Source organism: Corynebacterium sp. CNJ-954 (genome assembly GCF_001942345.1).
Taxonomy (GTDB): domain Bacteria; phylum Actinomycetota; class Actinomycetes; order Mycobacteriales; family Mycobacteriaceae; genus Corynebacterium.
On the sequence record NZ_MKKI01000043.1, the window covers coordinates 176249 to 196662 of the forward strand.

15 protein-coding genes and 1 pseudogene are annotated in these 20414 nt (G+C 67.1%); 12 read left to right on the plus strand and 4 right to left on the minus strand.

The window, feature by feature from the left end; translation table 11 throughout:
• The first annotated feature begins 315 nt into the window (after nt 1-315).
• Nucleotides 316-1263, plus strand: coding sequence for a TetR family transcriptional regulator (locus BJF89_RS14770; RefSeq protein ID WP_075815843.1), 948 nt, complete (start codon nt 316-318; stop codon nt 1261-1263).
• A 39-nt stretch (nt 1264-1302) separates the two neighbouring features.
• Here the strand turns inward: BJF89_RS14770 and clpX are convergent, their stop codons facing one another.
• Nucleotides 1303-2580, minus strand: coding sequence for an ATP-dependent Clp protease ATP-binding subunit ClpX (gene clpX / locus BJF89_RS14775; RefSeq protein ID WP_075815844.1), 1278 nt, complete (start codon nt 2578-2580; stop codon nt 1303-1305).
• A 278-nt stretch (nt 2581-2858) separates the two neighbouring features.
• On the opposite strand from clpX, the gene purU reads away from it, so the two are divergent.
• Nucleotides 2859-3734, plus strand: a complete 876-nt coding sequence (gene purU, locus BJF89_RS14780) for a formyltetrahydrofolate deformylase (protein WP_075815845.1) — start codon at nt 2859-2861, stop codon at nt 3732-3734.
• 11 nt (nt 3735-3745) lie between these two features.
• Here purU and BJF89_RS14785 read toward each other — a convergent pair whose 3' ends face one another.
• From BJF89_RS14785 to BJF89_RS14795, 3 genes are all read right to left on the minus strand, one after another.
• Nucleotides 3746-5578, minus strand: a complete 1833-nt coding sequence (locus BJF89_RS14785; protein WP_139312099.1) for an FAD-dependent oxidoreductase — start codon at nt 5576-5578, stop codon at nt 3746-3748.
• 220 nt (nt 5579-5798) lie between these two features.
• Nucleotides 5799-6434, minus strand: a complete 636-nt coding sequence (locus tag BJF89_RS14790) for a 3-oxoacid CoA-transferase subunit B (protein WP_075815847.1) — start codon at nt 6432-6434, stop codon at nt 5799-5801.
• A 4-nt stretch (nt 6435-6438) separates the two neighbouring features.
• The gene (locus BJF89_RS14795) at nt 6439-7200 is read right to left on the minus strand and encodes a CoA transferase subunit A (protein WP_075815848.1); all 762 of its coding nucleotides are present in this window, start codon (nt 7198-7200) and stop codon (nt 6439-6441) included.
• A 73-nt stretch (nt 7201-7273) separates the two neighbouring features.
• Here BJF89_RS14795 and BJF89_RS14800 point away from each other — a divergent pair, with 73 nt between their 5' ends.
• The 10 genes and pseudogenes from BJF89_RS14800 to BJF89_RS14845 all read left to right on the plus strand — a co-directional run bounded on the left by BJF89_RS14800 (nt 7274) and on the right by BJF89_RS14845 (nt 20404).
• Nucleotides 7274-8071 (plus strand): IclR family transcriptional regulator C-terminal domain-containing protein, encoded by a 798-nt coding sequence (locus BJF89_RS14800; RefSeq protein ID WP_075815849.1) that lies wholly within the window; start codon nt 7274-7276, stop codon nt 8069-8071.
• A gap of 42 nt (nt 8072-8113) precedes the next feature.
• Nucleotides 8114-9381, plus strand: a pseudogene (locus BJF89_RS14805) (acetyl-CoA C-acetyltransferase).
• 54 nt (nt 9382-9435) lie between these two features.
• Nucleotides 9436-10230, plus strand: a complete 795-nt coding sequence (gene pcaD, locus BJF89_RS14810) for a 3-oxoadipate enol-lactonase (protein WP_075815850.1) — start codon at nt 9436-9438, stop codon at nt 10228-10230.
• Nucleotides 10231-10253: 23 nt separating this feature from the next.
• Nucleotides 10254-11057, plus strand: coding sequence for an IclR family transcriptional regulator (locus BJF89_RS14815; RefSeq protein ID WP_139312102.1), 804 nt, complete (start codon nt 10254-10256; stop codon nt 11055-11057).
• Nucleotides 11058-11229: 172 nt separating this feature from the next.
• On the plus strand, nt 11230-12705 hold the full coding sequence (locus BJF89_RS14820) for an MFS transporter (protein WP_083650884.1): 1476 nt from the start codon (nt 11230-11232) through the stop codon (nt 12703-12705).
• Between the two features lie 6 nt (nt 12706-12711).
• A complete protein-coding gene (locus tag BJF89_RS14825) occupies nt 12712-13797 on the plus strand; it encodes a Gfo/Idh/MocA family protein (RefSeq protein WP_075815852.1) in 1086 nt (361 codons plus the stop codon).
• Nucleotides 13794-14594 (plus strand): sugar phosphate isomerase/epimerase, encoded by an 801-nt coding sequence (locus BJF89_RS14830; RefSeq protein ID WP_075815853.1) that lies wholly within the window; start codon nt 13794-13796, stop codon nt 14592-14594. The genes BJF89_RS14825 and BJF89_RS14830 overlap by 4 nt, the downstream gene beginning before the upstream one ends.
• Entirely contained in the window at nt 14591-16342 is a 1752-nt protein-coding gene (locus BJF89_RS14835; RefSeq protein ID WP_075815854.1) for an FAD-dependent oxidoreductase, read from the plus strand. Before BJF89_RS14830 ends, BJF89_RS14835 begins: the two co-directional genes overlap by 4 nt.
• Nucleotides 16343-17824, plus strand: a complete 1482-nt coding sequence (locus BJF89_RS14840) for an L-lactate permease (protein ID WP_075815855.1) — start codon at nt 16343-16345, stop codon at nt 17822-17824.
• 51 nt (nt 17825-17875) lie between these two features.
• Complete coding sequence (locus BJF89_RS14845) at nt 17876-20404, plus strand: LuxR C-terminal-related transcriptional regulator (RefSeq protein ID WP_075815856.1); 2529 nt, start codon at nt 17876-17878, stop codon at nt 20402-20404.
• Nucleotides 20405-20414: the final 10 nt, after the last annotated feature.

A 20414-nucleotide genomic window follows, 5' to 3' on the forward strand; every position in this document is an offset into this window, starting at 1 on the left:
GCTCGACCTCGTTCCTGGTTGGGTTTCGGTGATAGTCCGGCATATGGTCGGTGCCCTCCCAATGTAAACGTGTTCCACATTCCGTGCCCCCTCCCCCTGTTCCGGTGCCCCCTCATTGGTGGGGAGTGCAAACATTGTGGTCAACTCGTTCGTTAGTAGCGCTTAGCATGGGTACTCCATGGCAACATCAGATGAGAACATCGGCTTGCCGCGCCTTCGGGCAGCCCCACCGGGTGTGTACTCGTACCGACCCCTTTACCCCCGGGATTCGTCCTGAGGGAGGGAACAAGAGACCAGGCCAGGAGAGCCCTTGTGATGACCGACCCCGTCGAGCTGCCAGGCAGCCACCGGCGTTACGACTGCCCGCCGGAGGAGTACCAGCTGATCCTGGATACTGCGATCCCTGAGCTGGTGCGCTCCGGCCTGTCGGCCGATACCCGGGATATCGCGGTGGGAGCTGGCGTGTCGCCGTCCCACCCTCTGCTGCGCGACACCCGCGTGTTGTACGACGAGGCGATCCGTTTCGCGTTCCGGCGCCTCTGGCCTCGTCCGGAGGATCTGGACGTCGAACGCCTGGTCCCCGCCGAGGCCGTCCGTTCGCTGGTCCGTACGGCGTACCGTCGACACCGGGCCAACCCGGACGCGGTGCGGCTGATCATCGCCGAGAACGTGATGTCTCGGACCCACCTGGAAGGACGCTCCGATGTACTGGAGTCCTCACCGGTCGTCCTGCAGATCGACCGGGTGCTGATGCGGGGTCAGGACTACGGCGCGTTCCGGCCCGGTATCTCGGCCGAGGACGTGTACGTACTCATCACGTCACTGTGCTGTTTCCCCGCCTCACAGGGCACCATGTTCCAGTTGCTCTACGGCACCGACATGGACCATGCCGCGACCGTGGACGGGCTCGAGAAGCTGGCCTGTGACACCGTGCTGGCGTTCCTCACGACGTCCATGCCCACGACACAGGGCAGTTCTTACACCCACGCAGCACCGACCACGACCACGCCGTCGTCCGTCTCGGCATCGCTGTACACCGCCGGTGACGGTGGTTCTGTGGAGGAAGTCGTCACCTACCGCCCGGAGGATCTGCCCGACTTCACCGAACTGCAGGACCCCGCAGACTCCGAACCGTTCCCGTCCTACGACGCATACGCCGACGATCTCGACATCCAGGAACGGAACAGTCGGGGCGGCCGGGATGACGCTGACGAGGACGACGGATCCGTCGACGACCACATCGCCGCGCTCTACGACGACTGACCGCCCCCTCCTGGCACGATCTGAGCGGGCGCCACAGGGTCAGGCACTGCGGCGGTCGCGTTCGGCGACCTCTTCGTGCGTGAGCAGCTGCGGTTCCGCCTCTCCGTCCACACTGGCACCGGTGATGATGACCTCCCCGGTGTCCTTGTCGTCGGGGATGGCGTACATCACGGGCAGCAGGAGGTTCTCCACGATCGACCTCAGGCCACGGGCACCGGTCTCCCGTTCGAGAGCCTTCCTGGCGATACCGCGCAGCGCCTCGTCCTCGAAGGACAGCTGGACGCCGTCCATCTCGAAGAGGCGCTGGTACTGGCGCACCAGGGAGTTCTTCGGTTCGGTGAGGATACGCACCAGGGCGTCCTCGTCGAGATGCCCGACGTGGGTGATCACGGGGAGACGGCCGATGAGCTCGGGGATCAGACCGAACTTCACCATGTCCTCCGGCTCGACGAAACGGAACGGATCCGGGTCCTCGTCCGACTTCCCGCGGATCTCCGATCCGAAGCCGACGCCCTTACGCCCGCGCCGTTCGGCGATGACCTTCTCCAGCCCGGCGAAGGCGCCGGAGACGATGAACAGGACGTTCTTCGTGTCGAACTGGATGAGCTCCTGGTTCGGGTGCTTGCGGCCGCCCTGCGGGGGGACGGCGGCGACGGTGCCCTCGAGGATCTTCAGCAGCGCCTGCTGGACACCTTCACCGGAGACGTCGCGGGTGATCGAGGGGCTTTCCGACTTGCGGGAGATCTTGTCGACCTCATCGACGTAGATGATGCCCTGCTGTGCCTTCGCCACGTCGAAATCGGCGGCCTGCAACAGCTTGAGCAGGATGTTCTCGACGTCCTCACCGACGTAGCCGGCCTCGGTGAGACTGGTGGCGTCGGCGATGGCGAAAGGTACGTCCAGCATCCTGGCCAGGGACTGCGCCAGATAGGTCTTGCCGGAGCCGGTGGGGCCGAGCATGAGGATGTTGGATTTGGTCAGTTCGACCGCATCGTCGTTCCGGCGGGCGCCGGCGTCATCCGTCTCGGCACGGATGCGCTTGTAGTGGTTGTAGACGGCGACCGCCAGGGTGCGTTTGGCGTCGTCCTGCCCGATGACGTACTCGTCGAGGAAGCTGGTGATCGCCGCGGGGTGTGGCAGGTCGGTGGTGTCACCGGACGGGGACGCGCCAGCGGCGAGCTCCTCCTCGATGATCTCGTTGCAGAGCTCGATGCACTCATCGCAGATGTACACACCGGAGCCTGCGATCAGCTTGCGGACCTGCTTCTGGCTCTTTCCGCAGAACGAACACTTGAGCAGTTCGGCGCTTTCCTGCATCGATGGCATGTGAGACGAACTCTCCTGTGAAACGTGTCGGCAATTCGTGGGTAACGCGTCCGGCCCATCATACCCTCGCGCCGTGCGACGCGGCGTCCCGACACAGTGTCTCGAACCAGCCGACGCGGCGGATGCGCCGTGGTCCCGCCCGGTGCACATCGGGTGGCGGAGGTGCTGCGGGGCCGTCGGGGTAGACTGCCTCCGGAGCAGCTGCCACTGACGAACAACCAGCTGAAGAACGTCCGACCGAGCCCGACCGAACGACCAGGAAGAACCCCTTGCCCCCGTCCATCACCTCCCTGACCGACCACGCCTGTCTGGTGGTCCACGGACCTGACCAGCCTGGTCTGGTCTCCGTCATCGCCGCACTGATAACCCGGAACAAGGGCAACATCATCTCGCTTGACCAGCACTCCTCTGATCCTGAGGACGGCGGGTTCTTCCAGCGCATCGTCTTTCACCGTCAGAACCTCGTCACCGTCATGGACGACATCAGGGCCGACCTTGCGGAGACCCTCGATCCCTACGACATGGCATGGTCACTGTCCGACCGTTCCCAACCCAAGCGGATGGTGATACTGGCGTCCAAGGACGACCACTGCCTCCTCGACCTGTTGTGGCGCCAGCGTCGCGGTGACCTGCCGGTCACGATCCCCATGGTGATCTCCAACCACACCGGGACCGTCGAGGACGTCCGCTCGTTCGGGGTACCGTTCTTCCACGTCCCCTCGCAGGCGGGGCCGGACAAGTCCGCATCCGAGGCGGAGATCCTGCGCCTGCTGAAGGGCAACGTGGACTTCATCGTCCTGGCCCGCTACATGCAGATCATCTCCAGTGACTTCCTCGAGCAGGTCGGCGTGCCCGTGATCAACATCCACCACTCTTTCCTGCCCGCCTTCATCGGCGCCGCCCCCTACCGCAAGGCGAAGGAGCGCGGAGTGAAACTCGTCGGTGCCACGGCCCACTACGTGACCGAGAATCTGGACGAGGGCCCCATCATCGAGCAGGACGTGGTGCGCGTCAGTCACAGGGACCACGTTCCCGACCTGAAGCGGCTGGGAGCAGAGGTCGAGCGGTCCGTCCTGTCCCGGGCCGTGCTCTGGCACGCCCAGGACAAGGTGATCCGGACCGGGAACACCACGATCGTGTTCTAGCCCCCTGCGCATCACCGGACGTGGCGAGCCTGCCGTGGTCCTGCCCAGGACTCTCGGTTCGACGACCGACGGTGGACGGGGTGGTTCTGTATGCGGTCCTGTACACGGCCCGCTGCGTGCCGTCCCGCGAGCCACCCGAACGTCAGACCCGAACCGACCTGGACACCCGCACCCGGGTACTCAGACCCCATGGCACCCGCCGCGTCGACGCCAGCGGCGTAGAGACCGGTGAGTGGCACACCGTCGTTGTCCACCACCCGGGCGGAGGTGTCGACCCGGATACCGTAGGTCGTCGCCAGTGGCGTGGGGTGTACCGCGATGGCGTGGAACGGCGCTTTCTCGATCGGACCGATATTCGGGTTGGGTTCGTGATCCGGGTCCCCGGCAACCCTGCCGAAGAGCTTCTCCCCCTTGCCGAAGTCCTCGTCCACGCCGGTCTCGGCGAAGCCGTTGTAGCGACGTACCGTCTCCGTGAGCCCCTCCGGATCAACCCCGATGGTGCGGGCGAGCTCTTCCACGGTCGCGCCGGTGCGCAGGTACCCCTCCCTGATGTGGCGGCGTAACAGGAATGCGGGGAGGTGCGGCATGGTGATCACGCCGAGTCCGTACCTGGACAGGGTCCGGGAATCGACGACCAGCCACGCCGGGACGGCCCGTTGGTCCGGCTGGTCGTACATCGCCCGGACAAAACGGTGGTATGAACAGGATTCGTCGACGAACCGGCGACCGGTGGAGTCGACGGCGATGATTCCGGGCTTCGCGCGGTCCCAGATATGGGGGAACACCGCTTGCGAGCCGTCCTTCCGGGTGGCGACGGAACTGGGGAACCAGAGAGCATTCTCACCATTGTCGGAGCCGAGGGAGCCCCCGACCGCCTCGGCCAGGGGGAATGTGTCGCCGGTGACGCTGTCCGCGGCACGACTGTACTGCGGGGTCGGCTGAGGGAGAAGCTTTTCGCGCAGTTCTACGGACTGTGAGAAACCTCCTGCCGCAAGCACGACACCTCCGCTCGCACGGACGCGGAGCGTCCTGCCCCCGCTCGCCACGACAGCACCGGTGACCGCTCCCTCATCCGTGGTCAACTCCACGGGCCGGGCATTCGTCCAGACCTCTCCGCCGCGGTCGAGAAAGGCACGGTACATCGATGCGATCAGCGCGTTGCCCATCACCAGGCGGGTACCACGGCGGTACCCGGAGGCACGGTCAGTAGCCCACCGGAATCCGAGTTTCAGCGCCAGTCCCACTGCCTTTGCGGTGGGGACGACCGACCTGGAGAACAACCCCAGCAGGGTCGCGACCTCAGGACGCCGCAGCATCAGTGTCCCGCTCATCAGGGCGAACTCCGGTACGGGTGGGCGAATGTCCCGGAATGCGCGTCGGCCGAAGGCACGCCCGTCGAAAGGTTCGGGCTCGAGTGCACGGCCTGTCTGGCCCGTTTCGGGAAGCTCCGAATGGTAGTCGACGACAGCCGGTGAGTGCAGAAACCGGACTCCGAGTCCGTCCATTTCTCTCAGCATCTGAGGCGCGCTGTCCAGGTAGGCACTCCGGAGGTCAGGATCGGACTTGTCACCGACCAGGCGGTCCAGGTACCGCTCGGCACGGGCGCGGTCGTCGTCGTTGTTGTCGGAGCGTTGGAAAGCGTTGTCGGGAGCCCAGCATGTGCCCGCCGAATAGGCGGTGGTTCCGCCCACGTACTGACTCTTCTCGACGACGAGGACTCTGAGTCCTCGGGCCGCCGCCGTCAGCGCCGCGCTGAGCCCGCCTGCGCCCGAGCCGACGATGAGCAGGTCGACGTCCCTGTCCCCCTGCTGTTTCCCGTTCGCTTCTGCTGACTTTGTCGTCACTGCCAACGTCACTGTCCCTTCATGGTGATGCGTGGTGGTCAGTGTGCAGCCTAGGAAGGACGTGCCGGTACGCTGGCCCATTCCCGTTCAACGGGACGACGGGGGGGACGGTGAGCCTGGCTACTCTACGGAGTCCGGGGGTGGCGGTGGGAAAGGGCCGGTCGTGTTTCCCGGACAAGAGTTCTGTCCGCAGAAGTAGGTGTGGTCGCCAGTGTGTCTGTCAGCGAACCTCGAACGGTGCGGCGGTGATCTCCCGCAGCTCGTCGACGGTGACACCGTCGGCACACTCGACCAACGTCAGACCCTTCACCGGGTCAACCTCGAAGACACCGTGGGACGACACGATCAGGTCCACGCACTTCGCCCCGGTCAGCGGCAGGGAGCACTGCTCCACGATCTTCGGGGTACCGTTCTTCGTGATGTGGTCGGTCATCACGATGATCTTCTGCGCACCGTGCACCAGGTCCATTGCCCCACCCATACCGCGCACCAGCTTGCCGGGGACCATCCAGTTGGCGAGATCCCCGTGGCGGGAGATCTCCATGGCGCCCAGCACCGCGACGTCGACCGACCGGGAACGGATCATCCCGAAAGACTCCGAGGAACTGAAGAAACTCGCACCCTCGTTGACGGTGATGGTCTCCTTCCCCGCGTTGATCAGCTCGGGATCGACCTCGTCCTCGGTCGGGTAAGGCCCCACGCCCAGGACCCCGTTCTCTGAATGCAGGATGACGTCGATGCCCTCGTCGAGGAAACCCGGGACCAACGTGGGCATTCCGATGCCGAGGTTGACGTACTGGCCGTCCTGCAGCTCGGCGGCCACACGTGCTGCCATCTGTTCACGGTTCCATGCCATGGTTTCAGGACTCCTTCGTCTGGTCGGGCCGGGTCGTACGGTTCTCGATGCCGGTCTCCTGGGGGCCGATGTGCACCACGCGGTCGACGTAGATACCGGGCAGGTGGACCTCGTCCGGGTCGAGGTGATCGACCAGATGCTCGACCTGCGCGATCGCCACCCGGGCACACTTGGCTGCCTCCGGGTTGAAGTTCTGCGCGGTCTCACGGAACACGAGATTGCCCTGGCGGTCCGCCTTGTGCGCGTGGACCAGTCCGACATCTGCCCTGATCGCCGTCTCCAGGATGTAGTCCTCGCCGTCGAAACTGCGGGTCTCCTTGGGCTCGGAGAATTCAGCGACTGACCCGTCCGGGTTGTAGCGCACCGGTAGCCCCCCGGTGGCCAGTTCCGTTCCGACCCCGGCCTTGGTGTAGAACGCCGGGATACCCGCACCGCCGGCACGCATACGCTCGGCGAGCGTGCCCTGCGGGGTGAACTCCACGGAAAGCTCACCACTGAGGTACTGCTGGGCGTAGATCCGGTTCGACCCGATGTACGACCCGATCGTGCGTGCCACACGATGATCCTCCAGGAGCGTACCCAGACCGAAGCCGTCGGTTCCGCAGTTGTTGGAGATGATCGTGAGGTCCCGGACGCCACGCTTCCGGACCGCGTCGATGAGGACGGACGGGATGCCTACCAGGCCGAATCCACCGACAGCGACAGACGCGCCGTCGCAGAGGTCCGCCACCGCCTCGTCTGCTGTGCTGAATGTTTTGTCAAGCATATGGAAAACTGTACACTGGTGTTCGCGCAATGGACAAATGTTCGCTGCATGAACGGATGACAGGAGCAATCCGGTGACACAGACAGACGACAGAACATCCGGGGACGGCCCCGGGGGCCAGGTCCAGTCCTTCGTGCGCGGCCTCGCGGTGATCCGTTGCTTCGACGGCGAACACCCCCGCCTCACGCTCGCGCAGGTCGCCGAACGGACCGGGCTGGCCCGGGCCACCGCACGCCGGTTCCTGCACACGTTGGTCTCCATGGACTACGCCAACACCGACGGCACCGAGTTCTGGTTGACCTCCCGGGTACTGGAACTCGGCCACAGCTACCTCTCGTCGTTGTCGCTGCCGGACATCGGCCAGCCACGGCTGGAGGAACTCTCGCGGCGCATCAACGAATCAAGCTCCATGTCGGTCCTGGAAGGACATGACGTGGTCTACGTCAGCCGCGTCCCGGTCCGCCGGATCATGGCGGTGTCGATCACCATCGGCACCCGTTTCCCCGCCTACGCCACGTCGATGGGCCGGGTGCTTCTCGCGGACCTGAACCCCGTGGATCTCGACTCCTATCTCGACAGCGTCGCTCTGGAACCGTTGACCCCACGCACCTGCACCGCTGCCGGCCAGCTCCGTGCCGAACTCCAGACGGTCCGTGACCAGGGGTGGGCCCTGGTCGACCAGGAACTTGAGATAGGCCTGCGGTCGGTCGCCGCCCCCGTCCGTGGTCCGGACGGGCGCACGGTCGCCGCAGTCAACGTCTCGACCCGCACCGAGGTCTACGGTATCGACGACCTGCACCGCGACATCATCCCCGAGCTCCTGGCGGCGGCACGCGCAATCAGCGGCGACCTCGCCGCACAACAGCTCTGAACCCCGACAGACCCCCACAGACAACGACAGATTAGGACCCCCATGACCGACACCACACCGTCCACCACCACTCCCTCACCGACCGACGTCGTACTGTGCTCACCACTGCGCACCCCCGTCGCGCCTACGGCGGAGCCTTCACCGACGTGCCCGTCCAGGACCTGGCCTCGGCTGTCGTCAGCGCCATCGTCGAACGCACCGGACTGAGCGCCGACTCCATCGACGACATCATCCTCGGACAGGCCTCCCCCGACGGTGCCGCCCCTGCCCTCGGACGCGTCGTCGCCCTGGACGCCGGACTCGGCGACAGCGTGCCGGGCATGCAGCTCGACCGACGCTGCGGCTCCGGTCTGCAGGCCGTGGTCACCGCCGCCGCCCACGTTGCCACCGGCGCGGCAGACCTGATCATCGCCGGCGGCGCCGAGTCCATGAGCCGCACCGGCTACTCCGTCGACGGTTCGATCCGCTGGGGTGTCAAGGGTGGCGACCTTGTGCTGCACGACCGCCTCGCCGAGGGACGGGCCTCCGCCGGAGGACGCAATCACCCCATCCCAGGCGGCATGATCGAGACCGCCGAGAACCTGCGCCGCGAATACGGCATCACCCGTGAGGCGCAGGACGCACTGGCCGCCGAATCTCACCGCCGCGCCGTCGCCGCCATCGACGAGGGACTGTTCACCGACGAAATCGTCCCGGTGACGGTACCGGGTAAGCGGCGCCGTGACCCGGAGACAGTCGTCGACCGCGACGAGCACCCGCGCCCGGGCACCACCACCGACAAGCTCGCCGGACTGCGCCCGGTGATGGGCCGACAGGACGACGAGGCCACCGTCACCGCCGGCAACGCCTCCGGCCAGAACGACGGCGCCGCCGCCATGGTCGTCACCACCCGTGCCCGTGCCGAGGAACTCGGCCTGGAACCGTTCGCCCGGCTGAGCGGCTGGGCCGTGGCCGGTGTCGCCCCGGAGACCATGGGCATCGGTCCGGTGCCGGCCACCGCCCGCGTGCTCGGGCGGCTCGGAATGTCCCTGGACGACCTCGACGTCATCGAACTCAACGAGGCCTTCGCTGCACAGGCGCTGTCGGTGCTGCAGGAGTGGGGCGTGGCCGCCGACGATCCCCGCCTGAACCCGCACGGTTCCGGGATCTCGCTGGGGCATCCGGTCGGTGCCACCGGCGCCCGGATGCTGGTGACTCTCTGCCACGAACTGCGCCGCCGCGGTGGCGACGGTTCCGCGTCCCTGCGCGGCCTGGCCACCATGTGTATCGGTGGTGGACAGGGGTTGGCCGCCGTCCTCGAAGCAGAGTAAGCCTGACGGGCGTCCCCCCGGTACGCACTGCCACACACACGAAGGAGCCGATTCATGACCTCAGCGAACCCTGGAACCTCTCCCCTGACCCTGCACACCGACACCTACGGTCCCACCGACGCCGACACCGTGGTGTTGCTCGGCTCGCTCGGCTCGACCACCGAGATGTGGTTGCCCCAGCTCGACGGCCTCAGCAACAGTCGGCGGGTCATCGCACTGGACCACCGCGGGCACGGGCGGTCACCGATGACACCGGCCGACGACGCCAGCCCGACCGTGCCGGATCTCGCCGCGGACGTGCTGCACACCCTCGACGGTCTGGGGGTCGACCGGTTCACCGTGGTCGGACTCTCCCTCGGCGGAGCGGTCGCGCAATATCTCGCGGCCACCAGTGGCCGGGTGGAGGGCGCGGTGTTCATCTGCACCGCGGCGAAGTTCGGTGACTCCTCGGGGTGGGTCGACCGGGCCCGGACCGCCCGGACCGAGGGTGTCTCCGCCCTCGCCGACGCAGTCATCGCCCGGTGGTTCTCCCCCGGCTTCCGCGAGCAGAACCCCGCGACGACGGACCACTTCCGCGACATGATCGCCGCAACCCCGGACGAAGGCTACGCCGCCTGCTGCGACGCCCTCTCCCAGTGGGACTTCACCTCCCGTCTCGGCGAGATCACCGTTCCGACACTGGTCATCGCCGGTGAGCATGATCCGTCCACCGCACCGGAGACGGTGAAGGTGATCGCCGACGGTGTCGACGGGGCGTCCTACGTGGTCCTGTCACCGGCGGCGCACCTGCCGAACCTGGAGCAGCCGGAGACCGTCAACGGACTGATCTGCGGTTTCCTGGCATCGTGACGACGGACTGAGGTGAGGGAACAGTGGCAAACTCGCGATCTGGTGAGTCCGTCCTCCAACGGGCGATGAGAATCCTGGAGTGTTTCGACGCCGACACACCCCGGTTGACGGCATCGCAGATCGCCGAGTCCACCGGGCTGTCCCGGTCGACGACCCACCGTCTCGTCACCGAGATGACCTCGGTGGGGATGCTGCAACGCCTCGACGACGGGAATCTGACTGTCAGCGTCCGTTCCTGGGAGACGTCGGTACGGTGCAGCCCCCTCGAACAACTCCGTGAACTGGCCAAACCTGTACTCGAGGGTCTCCACCGCAGGTTCAACCACCACATATGTCTGGCTGTGCCGGACTTCGATTCGCTCAGTGTGCTCTACCTGGAACACTACGATGCCACGTACCCGCTCCGGATCCTGAGTCGACACGCCTCCCGGTTGTCGATCCACAACAATTCGGCGGGGTTGACCATGCTCGCTTTCGGTGGCGAGAAGGCCGTCAACCGTGTACTGAACGGCTCACTGCCTGCCCGCGTCACCGGCGAGCCGATGGATCCGTCGCGCGTCCGTGCAGATCTGCTCCAGATCCGTCAGCAGGGTTACGGGCACATCGTCGGCGGCATGGTCACGGAGAACACGTCGTTCGCGGTCCCCTGTTTCGACCTGACCGACGGTTCGGTGCAGTGCTCCCTCGGCCTTGTCGCCCGCACCGACCAGTGCGACCACGATGAGGTCCTCACCACACTTATTTCTGCCGGTAGAACTCTTTCCCGTGCACTGACCGAAGCGTCCACCCCCGAGGTGCCCCCGATATTCCTAGACAAGTCGGCGTAACCGTGCCCCCGTTGTCCCGTTCAACGGGAAGGCTCAGGAACCCCCTTCCGCCCTCCCTAGGCTGCACAGCAACCAGTTCACGTGACCCCGGACACAGCTCCGGGAAACATGATCCAGATTGGAGTTGACCGTGACTGTGACGCCTAGCACCTCATCCCCGGACCGATCCCCTGTGGTCGGTACCGCCGACACATCTGAGCACGACACCGCCCTCCTGCACGTCCACCACGCGCCGAAGAAAGCCGCCGCAGCATCGCTGCTCGGTTCCACCCTCGAGTACTACGACTTCGTCGTCTACGGGACGGCATCGGCACTGTTGTTCAACCAGCTTTTCTTTCCACAGGGCAATGCCGTCGTCGCCACCATGGGGTCCCTCGCCTCCTTTGGAGTGGCCTACATCGCCCGTCCCATCGGCGGACTGGTGATGGGACACGTCGGCGACCGGATCAGCCGCAAAACCGCACTGTTGGTGACCCTGGTCGTGATGGGCTGCGCCTCAGTGTCGATCGGACTGTTACCCACCTACGACTCCATCGGGATCTGGGCGACGGTCCTGCTCGTCACCTGCCGCATAGCCCAGGGGTTCTCCGCCGGCGCCGAGTCCGCCGGAGCATCGACGATGACCATGGAGCATTCGCCGGAAGGCAGACGCGGACTGTTCACCAGCTCGGTGATGATCGGATGCTCGGTCGGCAATGTGCTCGCCGGTGTCGTGTTCCTTCCGTTCCTCATGCTCCCCGACGACCAGCTGATGAGCTGGGGTTGGCGGATTCCTTTCCTCCTCTCTGCCGTCGTGCTCCTGGTCGCCTACTTCGTGAGAACCCGCCTTGAAGAACCCGACGCGGTGGCACGGACCGAGGAACGACTCAGCGAGACAGACGAGGAAGAGGTCGTCCACCACGTCCCAGCTCTCGCCGTGCTGAAGAGCCAGAGCATCGATGTCCTCCGCGTGGTCCTGATCACGCTCTACTCCGTCGTCCAGACGACCTTCAATGTCTACGCGCTGACCTACGCCACCCAGAACTCCGGCATCGAACGGTCCACGATGGTTACCGTCAACACCATCGCCCTGGGAGTATCCATCGCGATTATTCCCCTGGCTGCCTGGATGTCCGACCGTTACGGGCGCAAACCCGTCCTGATCGTCGGTGCCGTCGGCAGCATCATCACAACCTACCTCTACTTCCAGGCGATCACGGACGCGAACCTCACCCTGATCTTCATACTCTGCATCCTCAACCAGGGTTTCTTCTACTCATGCTGGAACGGTGTGTGGACGATCTTCTTCCCTGAGATGTTCGCTGCCCCGGTGCGCTACACAGGCATGGCGATGGGCAACCAGATCGGCCTCGTGATCGTCGGGTTCACTCCCGCCATCGCAACCGCCCTGGAATCCTGGGGCGGCTGGCACGCCGTCGTCGTCTATGTCGCTGTCTGTGTCGCGGTCGCCTCGCTGGTGATCATGGGCACCCGCGAGACCGCATTCACCCCACTCGACCAGTTGGGGCTGAAAGACACCCCGAAGTTCACCCGTGCCGACCAGTTGGAGTTGTTCGCTGCGGCCGGCTCACGGGATTCCTCCGTGGTCTCGGAGACCGCGGACCTGGAGGCGTCACGTACCACCTCACACACGACCAAAGGAGAATAGAAGAAGATGTCCACCCCCGTTCTGAAGGTCGGCGTCGTCGGTTGCGGCGCGATCTCCCGTAACCATCTCGAGGCATTCGCTGCCGTGGCAGGCGCCGAGGTCACCGTCGTCTGCGACATCGATCCCGACCGCGCCCACCGGACCGCCACACAGTACGGCATCGCACGGGCGGTCACCACCGTCGACGAGGTACTCGCCAGCGGTGTCGACATCATCTCGGTGTGCACCCCGCACCCCACCCACGAGGAGGTCGTCCTCGCCGCCGCAGCCGCCGGTGTCCATGTCCTGTGTGAGAAACCCGTCGCGATCGACCTCGACTCCGCCCGACGCATGACCTCGGCCTGCCACACGGCCGGCGTTCACCTGGGCGTCCTGTTCCAGCGCCGTTTCTGGCCTGCTGCACAGGAGATGAAGGCCGAGTTTGTCCAGGGCCGTCTCGGCGAGCCGATCCTGGGACAGTGCACCGTCCTGCTGCACCGCGACCCCACGTACTATTCGGCGACACCGTGGCGCGGCACCTGGGACAACGACGGAGGCGGCGTACTGATGACCCAGGCCATCCACTACATCGACCTGCTGGTCTGGATGCTCGGCGACCCGGTCGAGGTCTCGGGGAAGATCGCCACGTTCACCCACGACATTGAGGTCGAGGACACGGCGGTCGCCACGGTCACTTTCGCGTCCGGGGCACTGGCGACGATCACCGCGACCACCGCCGCCGACACCGCCCTCGGCGCCCGGGTGCAGGTCACCGGCTCCTCCGGGACCACCCGGGCGATCCTGGAGTACCCCGAGGGCACCGACGGCCGGGCCGTCCTGCGCGCGGAGGGCGGAGCGGTGACCACCACGGCCGACTACCCTGACGGGCTGGAGGCCAATGCCGATCTCCGCACCATCAACGGCGCGCTGATCCCCCACCACACCGCCCAGGTCGCCGACTTCGTCGACGCCGTCCGGGAGGGACGCGAACCGGCGGTGACCGGTCACGACGCCACCCGGTCACTGGCGGTACTGCTCGCCGTCTACGAGTCATCCCGTACCGGTGTGCCGGTGCGCCCGGCAACCGACGCCGCACCGGAGGTGACCGCATGAGGCCCCTCGGACTCGCCCCACTGTCCGCGTTGACTGTCCCACCCGACCGCCTGGTCAGGCTGGCCGCCGAGGCCGGCTTCGACTTCGTCGGTCTGCGCGTCCTCGCCGTCACCGCCGACGAACCGTCCTACGACCTGTCACCGGGCTCACCACTGCTGGCAGACACGCTGACCGCGCTCGCCGAGACCGGGCTGTCGGTGGTCGACACCGAATTCCTGCGCATCGACGCCGACACCGGTCGCGACACATGGCTCCCGGCCCTCGAGGCGTCCCAGGCACTCGGTGCCACCCGGTTCACCGTCGCCGCCGGAGACGAGGATCTCGCCAGGCTGACCGACACACTCGGACGCCTGGTCCAGGACGCCGCACCATACGGCGTGACCCCTGCGCTGGAACCGATCTCCTACCGCAGTGTGCGTTCCCTGCCGGTGGCGGCACAGATCGCGCGGGACACCGGTGCCCGTGTCCTGGCGGACACCCTGCATCTGGTCCGGTTCGGCGCGACCCCGGAGGAGTTGGCGCAGATCAGCGATCTCGTGGACATGGTGCAGGTGTGTGACAGTCCGGCGCAGGCGCCCTCCACGGTGGACGGTCTGGTCGAGGAATCACGGGCGCTGCGGTTGGCGCCGGGTGACGGCGACCAGGACCTGACGCGGTACCTCCGCCCACTGCCCGAGGACCTCCCGGTCAGTGTGGAGGTCCCGAACACCGGTGAGATCACCCGCCGCGGAGCCGCAGACTGGATCCGCCACCTGTACGACAGCACAACCACCCTGACCGGAGGACAGACATCATGACGGAAACGCCGACAACCACCTACGACACGGTCGTGATCGGCTCCGGCGCCGGTGGACTCTCCGCCGCAGTGACCGCCGCCCACCACGGGCTGTCCGTGGCCGTGGTGGAGAAGGCCGATGTTCTCGGCGGGGCGACCACCTGGTCCGGAGGGTGGGCCTGGACACCGGGCACCAGTTTCGCCCGGCGCGACGGGGTCGTCGAGGACACCGAGGATTTCCGTACCTACCTGCGTGCCGTGATCGGTGAGCACTACCAGGACGACAACATCGACGCCTTTCTGGACGCCGCGCCCGAGATGGTCGACTTCTTCCACACTCAGACTGCACTCCAGTTCACCCCGGGTGCCGCGATCAAGGACATCTACGGTGACCTTCCCGGCGCGGGGACGGGGCACCGGTCGGTGGGGCCTGCACCGTTCAACGGTCGCAAGGTCCGCCCGGAGGTACGGGCGAAACTGCGCCACCAGCTCTACGAGACGTCGTTCCTGGGGATGGGGATCATGGCGGGGCCCGACCTGAAGAAGTTCCTCTCCGCGTCCCGCGGGGACGTGCGCGGATGGTTCCATGCGGCCCGCCGCGTGCTGGTGCACATGTGGGACATGATGGTCCACCGGCGCAATATGCAGATGGTCAACGGTGCCGCGCTGGTCGGACGTCTCGCCGCGTCTGCCGATGACCTCGGTGTCGAGTTGCTGACCGGTACCGCGGCCCGGGAACTGGTCCCCGACTCTGCCGGACGGGTCACCGGCGTGACAGTCCAGGGCCCGGACGGTACCCGGGTGCTCACCGCGTCCCGGGGTGTCGTGCTTGCCACCGGCGGCTTCCCCGCTGACGTCGAGCTTCGGCGTGACCTGTTCCCCCGGACCCCTACCGGCCAGGAGCACTGGACGCTGGCACCGACGGAGGCCAGCGGCGACGGCCTACGGATGGCACGGGCCGTCGGTGCGGCGTCCCGTACGGACCTGAAGTCCCCGGCGGCGTGGTGTCCGGTGTCGGAGGTCCCGTACCTCAACGGGAAGGTCGGCACGTTCCCCCACATCATGGACCGGGCCAAGCCCGGCTCCATCGGTGTGGTGTCCACCGGCCGGAGGTTCGTCAACGAAGCCAACGGCTACTACGACTACGTGGACGCCATGTTCTCCGCCGCGCCCGACGGCGAACCGGTACAGTCCTGGCAGGTCGCCGACTCCACGTTCGTCCGTCACTACCCGCTGGGGATGGCCAAACCGTTCCCGGTACCCTTGTTCCCGTATGTACGCAACGGCTACCTGGTCAAAGGCAGGACGTTGCGGGAGCTTGCGGAGAAGTGCGGCATCGACCCGGACGGACTGGAGGACACCGTGGCAGAGTTCAACGAGAACGCCCGACGCGGCGTAGACCCGGACTTCCACCGTGGTGAGACCGAGTTCAACAGGTACGGCGGTGATCCGAAAGTGGGGCCGAATCCGTCGCTGGCGCCGGTGGAGAATGGTCCGTTCTACGCGGTGAAGGTCCGCCCCGGCAGCTTCGGCACGTTCGCGGGAATTGCCGCGGACGGGCGTGCCCGGGTGCTCGGCGAGGACGGGTCTCCGGTCATGGGCCTGTACACCGCCGGGAACGACCGCGCCTCGGTCATGGGTGGGTTCTACCCTGCCGGAGGCATCAACCTGGGCCCTGCACTGACCTTCGGCTACGTCGCCGGACGGGAGATGGCCCAGGGGACGGTCCAGGGGACGGTCCAGGGAACGGCATCGCCCGAGGGCCGTTAGGTGGTCGAGGCCGCTCTCTCCGCCGCCCCTGTCGCGCTGACGATCATCCTCCTCTTCACGCGACTGCCCGCCTGGGCACCTCCTGTGGCGGGCATTGCCGCGGCGTCGGTGGTGAGCCTCGTCGTGCTCGACGGCAGCGTCGGGGACCTCGCCGGTGCCGCCGGGGGCTCCTGGGAGACACTGTTGAAGGTGGCGGCCATCATCGGTGCCGGCGCTCTGTTGGCGCGGGTGATGCACCACACCGGGGCACAGGACAACATCGCCACGTGGCTGTCCAGTGGCGGCACGTCGGTCGCGGCTGCGCTGCTGATGACCCACGGCGTGGTCCCCTTCATCGAATCGGTGACCGGCTTCGGCGTGACCATCCTCATCGGGTTGCCGTTGATGCTGGCCTGCGGGTTCACCCCCATGCCCGCCGCAACAATGGTGTTGCTGGGGCTCACTGTCAGTCCGTGGGGGTCGATGGCCCCGGGCACCCTGCTGGCCTCGGACATCGCGGGGTCGTCGCTGCGGGACATGGGGTTGGCCTCAGCCCTGTTGTCGCTCCCGGTCTTCGTGGTGTCCGGGATATTCATCGCCGTCATCGCCGGCCGCGACTCCTCAACGCACACACATACCGGAGACCTGCGCATGACGCACCATCTGCGGTGGGTGGCTGCGGGGACGGGCTCTGCGCTACTGCTCTGGGCCAGTATCTCCGCCGCGAACTGGGTGCTGGGGACGCCCGTCGCCGGTGCAGCCGGTGCAGCGGTCGTGGCCGTGTTCTGGTTGCTCGTCGTCCGCCGTGGCCGTCTTCTCCCCGCCCCGGGCGCCTCACTGCTGCCCTATGCGGTCCTGGTGCTGGGGACGGTCACCGGTCAGTGGACTGCCTCGCACATTGACCTCTCCCCCGTCGCCGCGGTGCTCGAGTCCCCGGCGCTGTGGGCTCTGGCCGGGGCAGCGACGGGCGTGCTGTTGTTCACCCCGGACAGGGGGACCCGCGTTACGCTGTCCACCGAGGCTGGCAGCATGCTTCTCCAGGTGGGCATACCGACCACCCTGTATGTCGTGTTCGGCACGGTGATGGGTGCCGGTGGTCTGGCGGACGCACTCGCCGGAGCACTCACGAGCCTGGGCATGGGTTACCTGGCCGTGTCTCCGCTCCTGGCGGCCCTGTCCGGCTACATCACGGCGTCAGGCACCGGGGCCAACGCCATGTTCGGTACCACGCAGATCGCCGCCGCCCACGCCCTGGATGTCTCACCGTTCTGGATGATGGCCGCGCAGAATGTGGCGGCGGGCTGGGCCGTGGCTGCCAGCCCGGCGCGTATCGAACTCGCCTACCGGATGATCGCCGGCAGGGACCGCCGGACCGACGGGGACGGCAGGGCTGATGTGGCGTGGCCGGTGCCGACGCGGTCCGGTCTGCTGAAGGTCATGGTCCCGGCAGTCCTGTCTGCCACCGTGCTGTGCGGAGCGCTCAGCCTGGTGTTCCTGGTGTGAGACTCTGCTGCACCGGCCCCACACCCGTACCCGGGCGGTAGACTTACCGGCGTGCCTCTCTTCCACCGCGGAGGACAGCCCCGCCTCCACCATCCGCAGGTCAGGGAGATCCTCGCCCACCAACAGACCGTCACACCAGGCAGTGGACTCGTCATCGTCGTCCGTGACCTCTCCGGTGGCGGAACGTCCGGAGTGCTCCATGATGTCGCCACCGGGTCGCCGACGTGGAATGTGGTCCGTACCCGACTGTTACCCGGGCCGCATCGCCCCGGCGTCCTGTCGCTTCCCGACGACTCCACCGACACTCTCGTCCTCGTCGAGGACGTCCACCTGGCTGACCCGGGGACCCTGCGCCGCCTGTACGAGGATGTCCACGGCGGCGACCACGCCTCACGCACGGTGGTTGTCGCCACCACGGCTGCCACCGGTCATGAACCGACGCCACCATTCCGCCTCGGGGACGTCGAGGTCGTGTTGCCACCACTGTCCGCCGAGGACGTCGGCGCATCGGTGGAGTCCTCGAGCGGCGTGCTCCCTTCGCCACGCCTGGCGACAGCTCTGCACACCATGACCGGCGGGCGTGTCGACCTGCTGACCGAACTGCTCGACGGCGCCCCTGCCGATATCAGGGCCGGACGGGTGCCCGCGGTGCCGGACAGCTGGTCGGTAGCACTGTCGGATGCGCTGGACGGTGGCACGGCCGGTGCCGGTCCACCGCAGGCGCGACGACAGCTCGTCGACCTGCTCCGCGCCACTGCGGTCGGTGGAGGGCCGTCCGCAGATCCCGTACCGCTGCCCCTGCTGCAGAACCTGCTCGGAGAGCCCACCGCAGCCGACGACGAGCTGTTCTCCCTGGTGCTCCGCACCGTGGCCGGACCGGCAGTCGAGTTCCGCGACCCCCGCCACCGTGCGGCCGTACTGGAACAGACCCCGCCCCGGGTATCCGCTGACCTCCACGAGCGTGCCGGACACGCACACACCGACCCCGGGCGCGCCCTGTACCACCGGCTGCAGGCCGCCCTGGCCGGCGGGCCGGGCACGGGCGACGACGTCGTGCCGCAGATACGCGCACTCGCCACCAGGTACCACGACCAGGGTGAATGGCAGGCTGCGGCGGACCTGCTGTGCATCCTCCCGGACGGTGCCGGCACCGACAACACCACCGCCGAGACGGTGGAGGCCCTGACCCGGTCAGGTGACCTGCCCGCCGCCCGGCTCTGGTCACAGGGTTCCCTGGGACCGGCGCCGAGTGTGTCCTTCCTCGCGATGCATGCCGGGGACCGCCGCCGTGCCTATGCCGCGCTGGGCGACAGTGCATCCGACGATGCCGCCGGTCCCGGGGTCGAACGTCAGCGGGCGCTCCTCGCCTTCGCGGACTGGGACCCCCACAGCATGCTCGAACACGCCACCTCCGCCGACCACGACCTGCTCATCAGCGTCGCCACCAGCATCATCGACGGCTCGGGCACCCCGACGGACCAGCTGGACGGCCCCCACCGCCTCGTCAACGGCTGGCTCTCCCTCGTCAACGACGACCCTCTCTCCGCCCGCGAGATGCTCTCGTCGCCACTGCCGACACTCTCGCCCGTCCTGCGGATCTGGCGGGATGCCTGGCTCGCCCGGACCCACTACGTCCTCGGCGACTTCGAGACCGCCCGCCGTACCGTCGAACGCGGTCTGGCCACCGGCGACGCCCACGGCAGTACGCTGCTCGACCCCCTCCTGCTGTGGACCGGTGCCCAGGTCGCCGCCTTCCAAGGTGACTTCTCCGCGTCACGCCAGTACACCAGCCGGCTGCCCGACGACCCGGAATCGTTCCTCATTCAACGGCTGCCCGCCGCCATGAGCCGCATGATCACCACCGCCACCAGCAGTGATCTGGTGGCTGCGCTCCGCGTGGGTGAGTCTCTCGCCAGGATCGGCACCGAGAAAGACACCCAGCAGCCCGGGTTCTGGCCGTGGGAGGACGTCTACGCACAGTGTCTCGTGCGCGCCGGGAAGATACGTGCGGCCGATGCCGTCGTCACCGAAGCCGAACAGCGTGCGGGAGCGCGCGGACTGGCCTCCGTCGCCGCGAAGCTACGCGTCCCCCGCGGAAGCATCCTGCTGCGACGCGGGGACGTCGATGCCGGCGTGCGGTGTTTCGACGAGGCCGTGGACATCATCACCGACACCCCGATGCGGGCCTACCAGTCCCGTGTCCTGCTGGAATACGGTCAGGTCCTCCGTCGACTCGGTCGACGTCGACGTGCGGACGAGATCTTCGGCCGTGCCGAGGAGGTCTTCGCGTCGATGGGGGCACCGGCGATGGTCGAACGGTGCCGGCGGGAGCGTCGCGCGGCGGGGATCTCGGGTGCGGCATCGTCCCCCACCGCGTCGGCGTCGGGGTCCACCTCCGGCACGCTCACCACCCAGGAGGAACAGATCGCGGTCATGGCCGCCGACGGCTCGACCAACCGGGACATCGCCCGGGAGCTGACGCTGTCGGCGAAGACGGTGGAGCACCACCTGACCAGCTGCTACCGCAAGCTCGGCATCCGGGGGCGCACCGAATTGTCCGGCGCACTGCAGCGACGTTGAACGCGGAGGG

What these genes read in the sequence shown, in the direction of transcription:
- clpX (WP_075815844.1), bottom strand. Translation starts at nt 2,580, where the DNA reads ATGCAGGAAAGCGCCGAACTGCTCAAGTGTTCGTTCTGCGGAAAGAGC.
- BJF89_RS14835 (WP_075815854.1), top strand. Translation starts at nt 14,591, where the DNA reads ATGACGGAAACGCCGACAACCACCTACGACACGGTCGTGATCGGCTCC.
- pcaD (WP_075815850.1), top strand. Translation starts at nt 9,436, where the DNA reads ATGACCTCAGCGAACCCTGGAACCTCTCCCCTGACCCTGCACACCGAC.
- BJF89_RS14830 (WP_075815853.1), top strand. Translation starts at nt 13,794, where the DNA reads ATGAGGCCCCTCGGACTCGCCCCACTGTCCGCGTTGACTGTCCCACCC.
- BJF89_RS14790 (WP_075815847.1), bottom strand. Translation starts at nt 6,434, where the DNA reads ATGGCATGGAACCGTGAACAGATGGCAGCACGTGTGGCCGCCGAGCTG.
- BJF89_RS14770 (WP_075815843.1), top strand. Translation starts at nt 316, where the DNA reads ATGACCGACCCCGTCGAGCTGCCAGGCAGCCACCGGCGTTACGACTGC.
- BJF89_RS14825 (WP_075815852.1), top strand. Translation starts at nt 12,712, where the DNA reads ATGTCCACCCCCGTTCTGAAGGTCGGCGTCGTCGGTTGCGGCGCGATC.
- BJF89_RS14795 (WP_075815848.1), bottom strand. Translation starts at nt 7,200, where the DNA reads ATGCTTGACAAAACATTCAGCACAGCAGACGAGGCGGTGGCGGACCTC.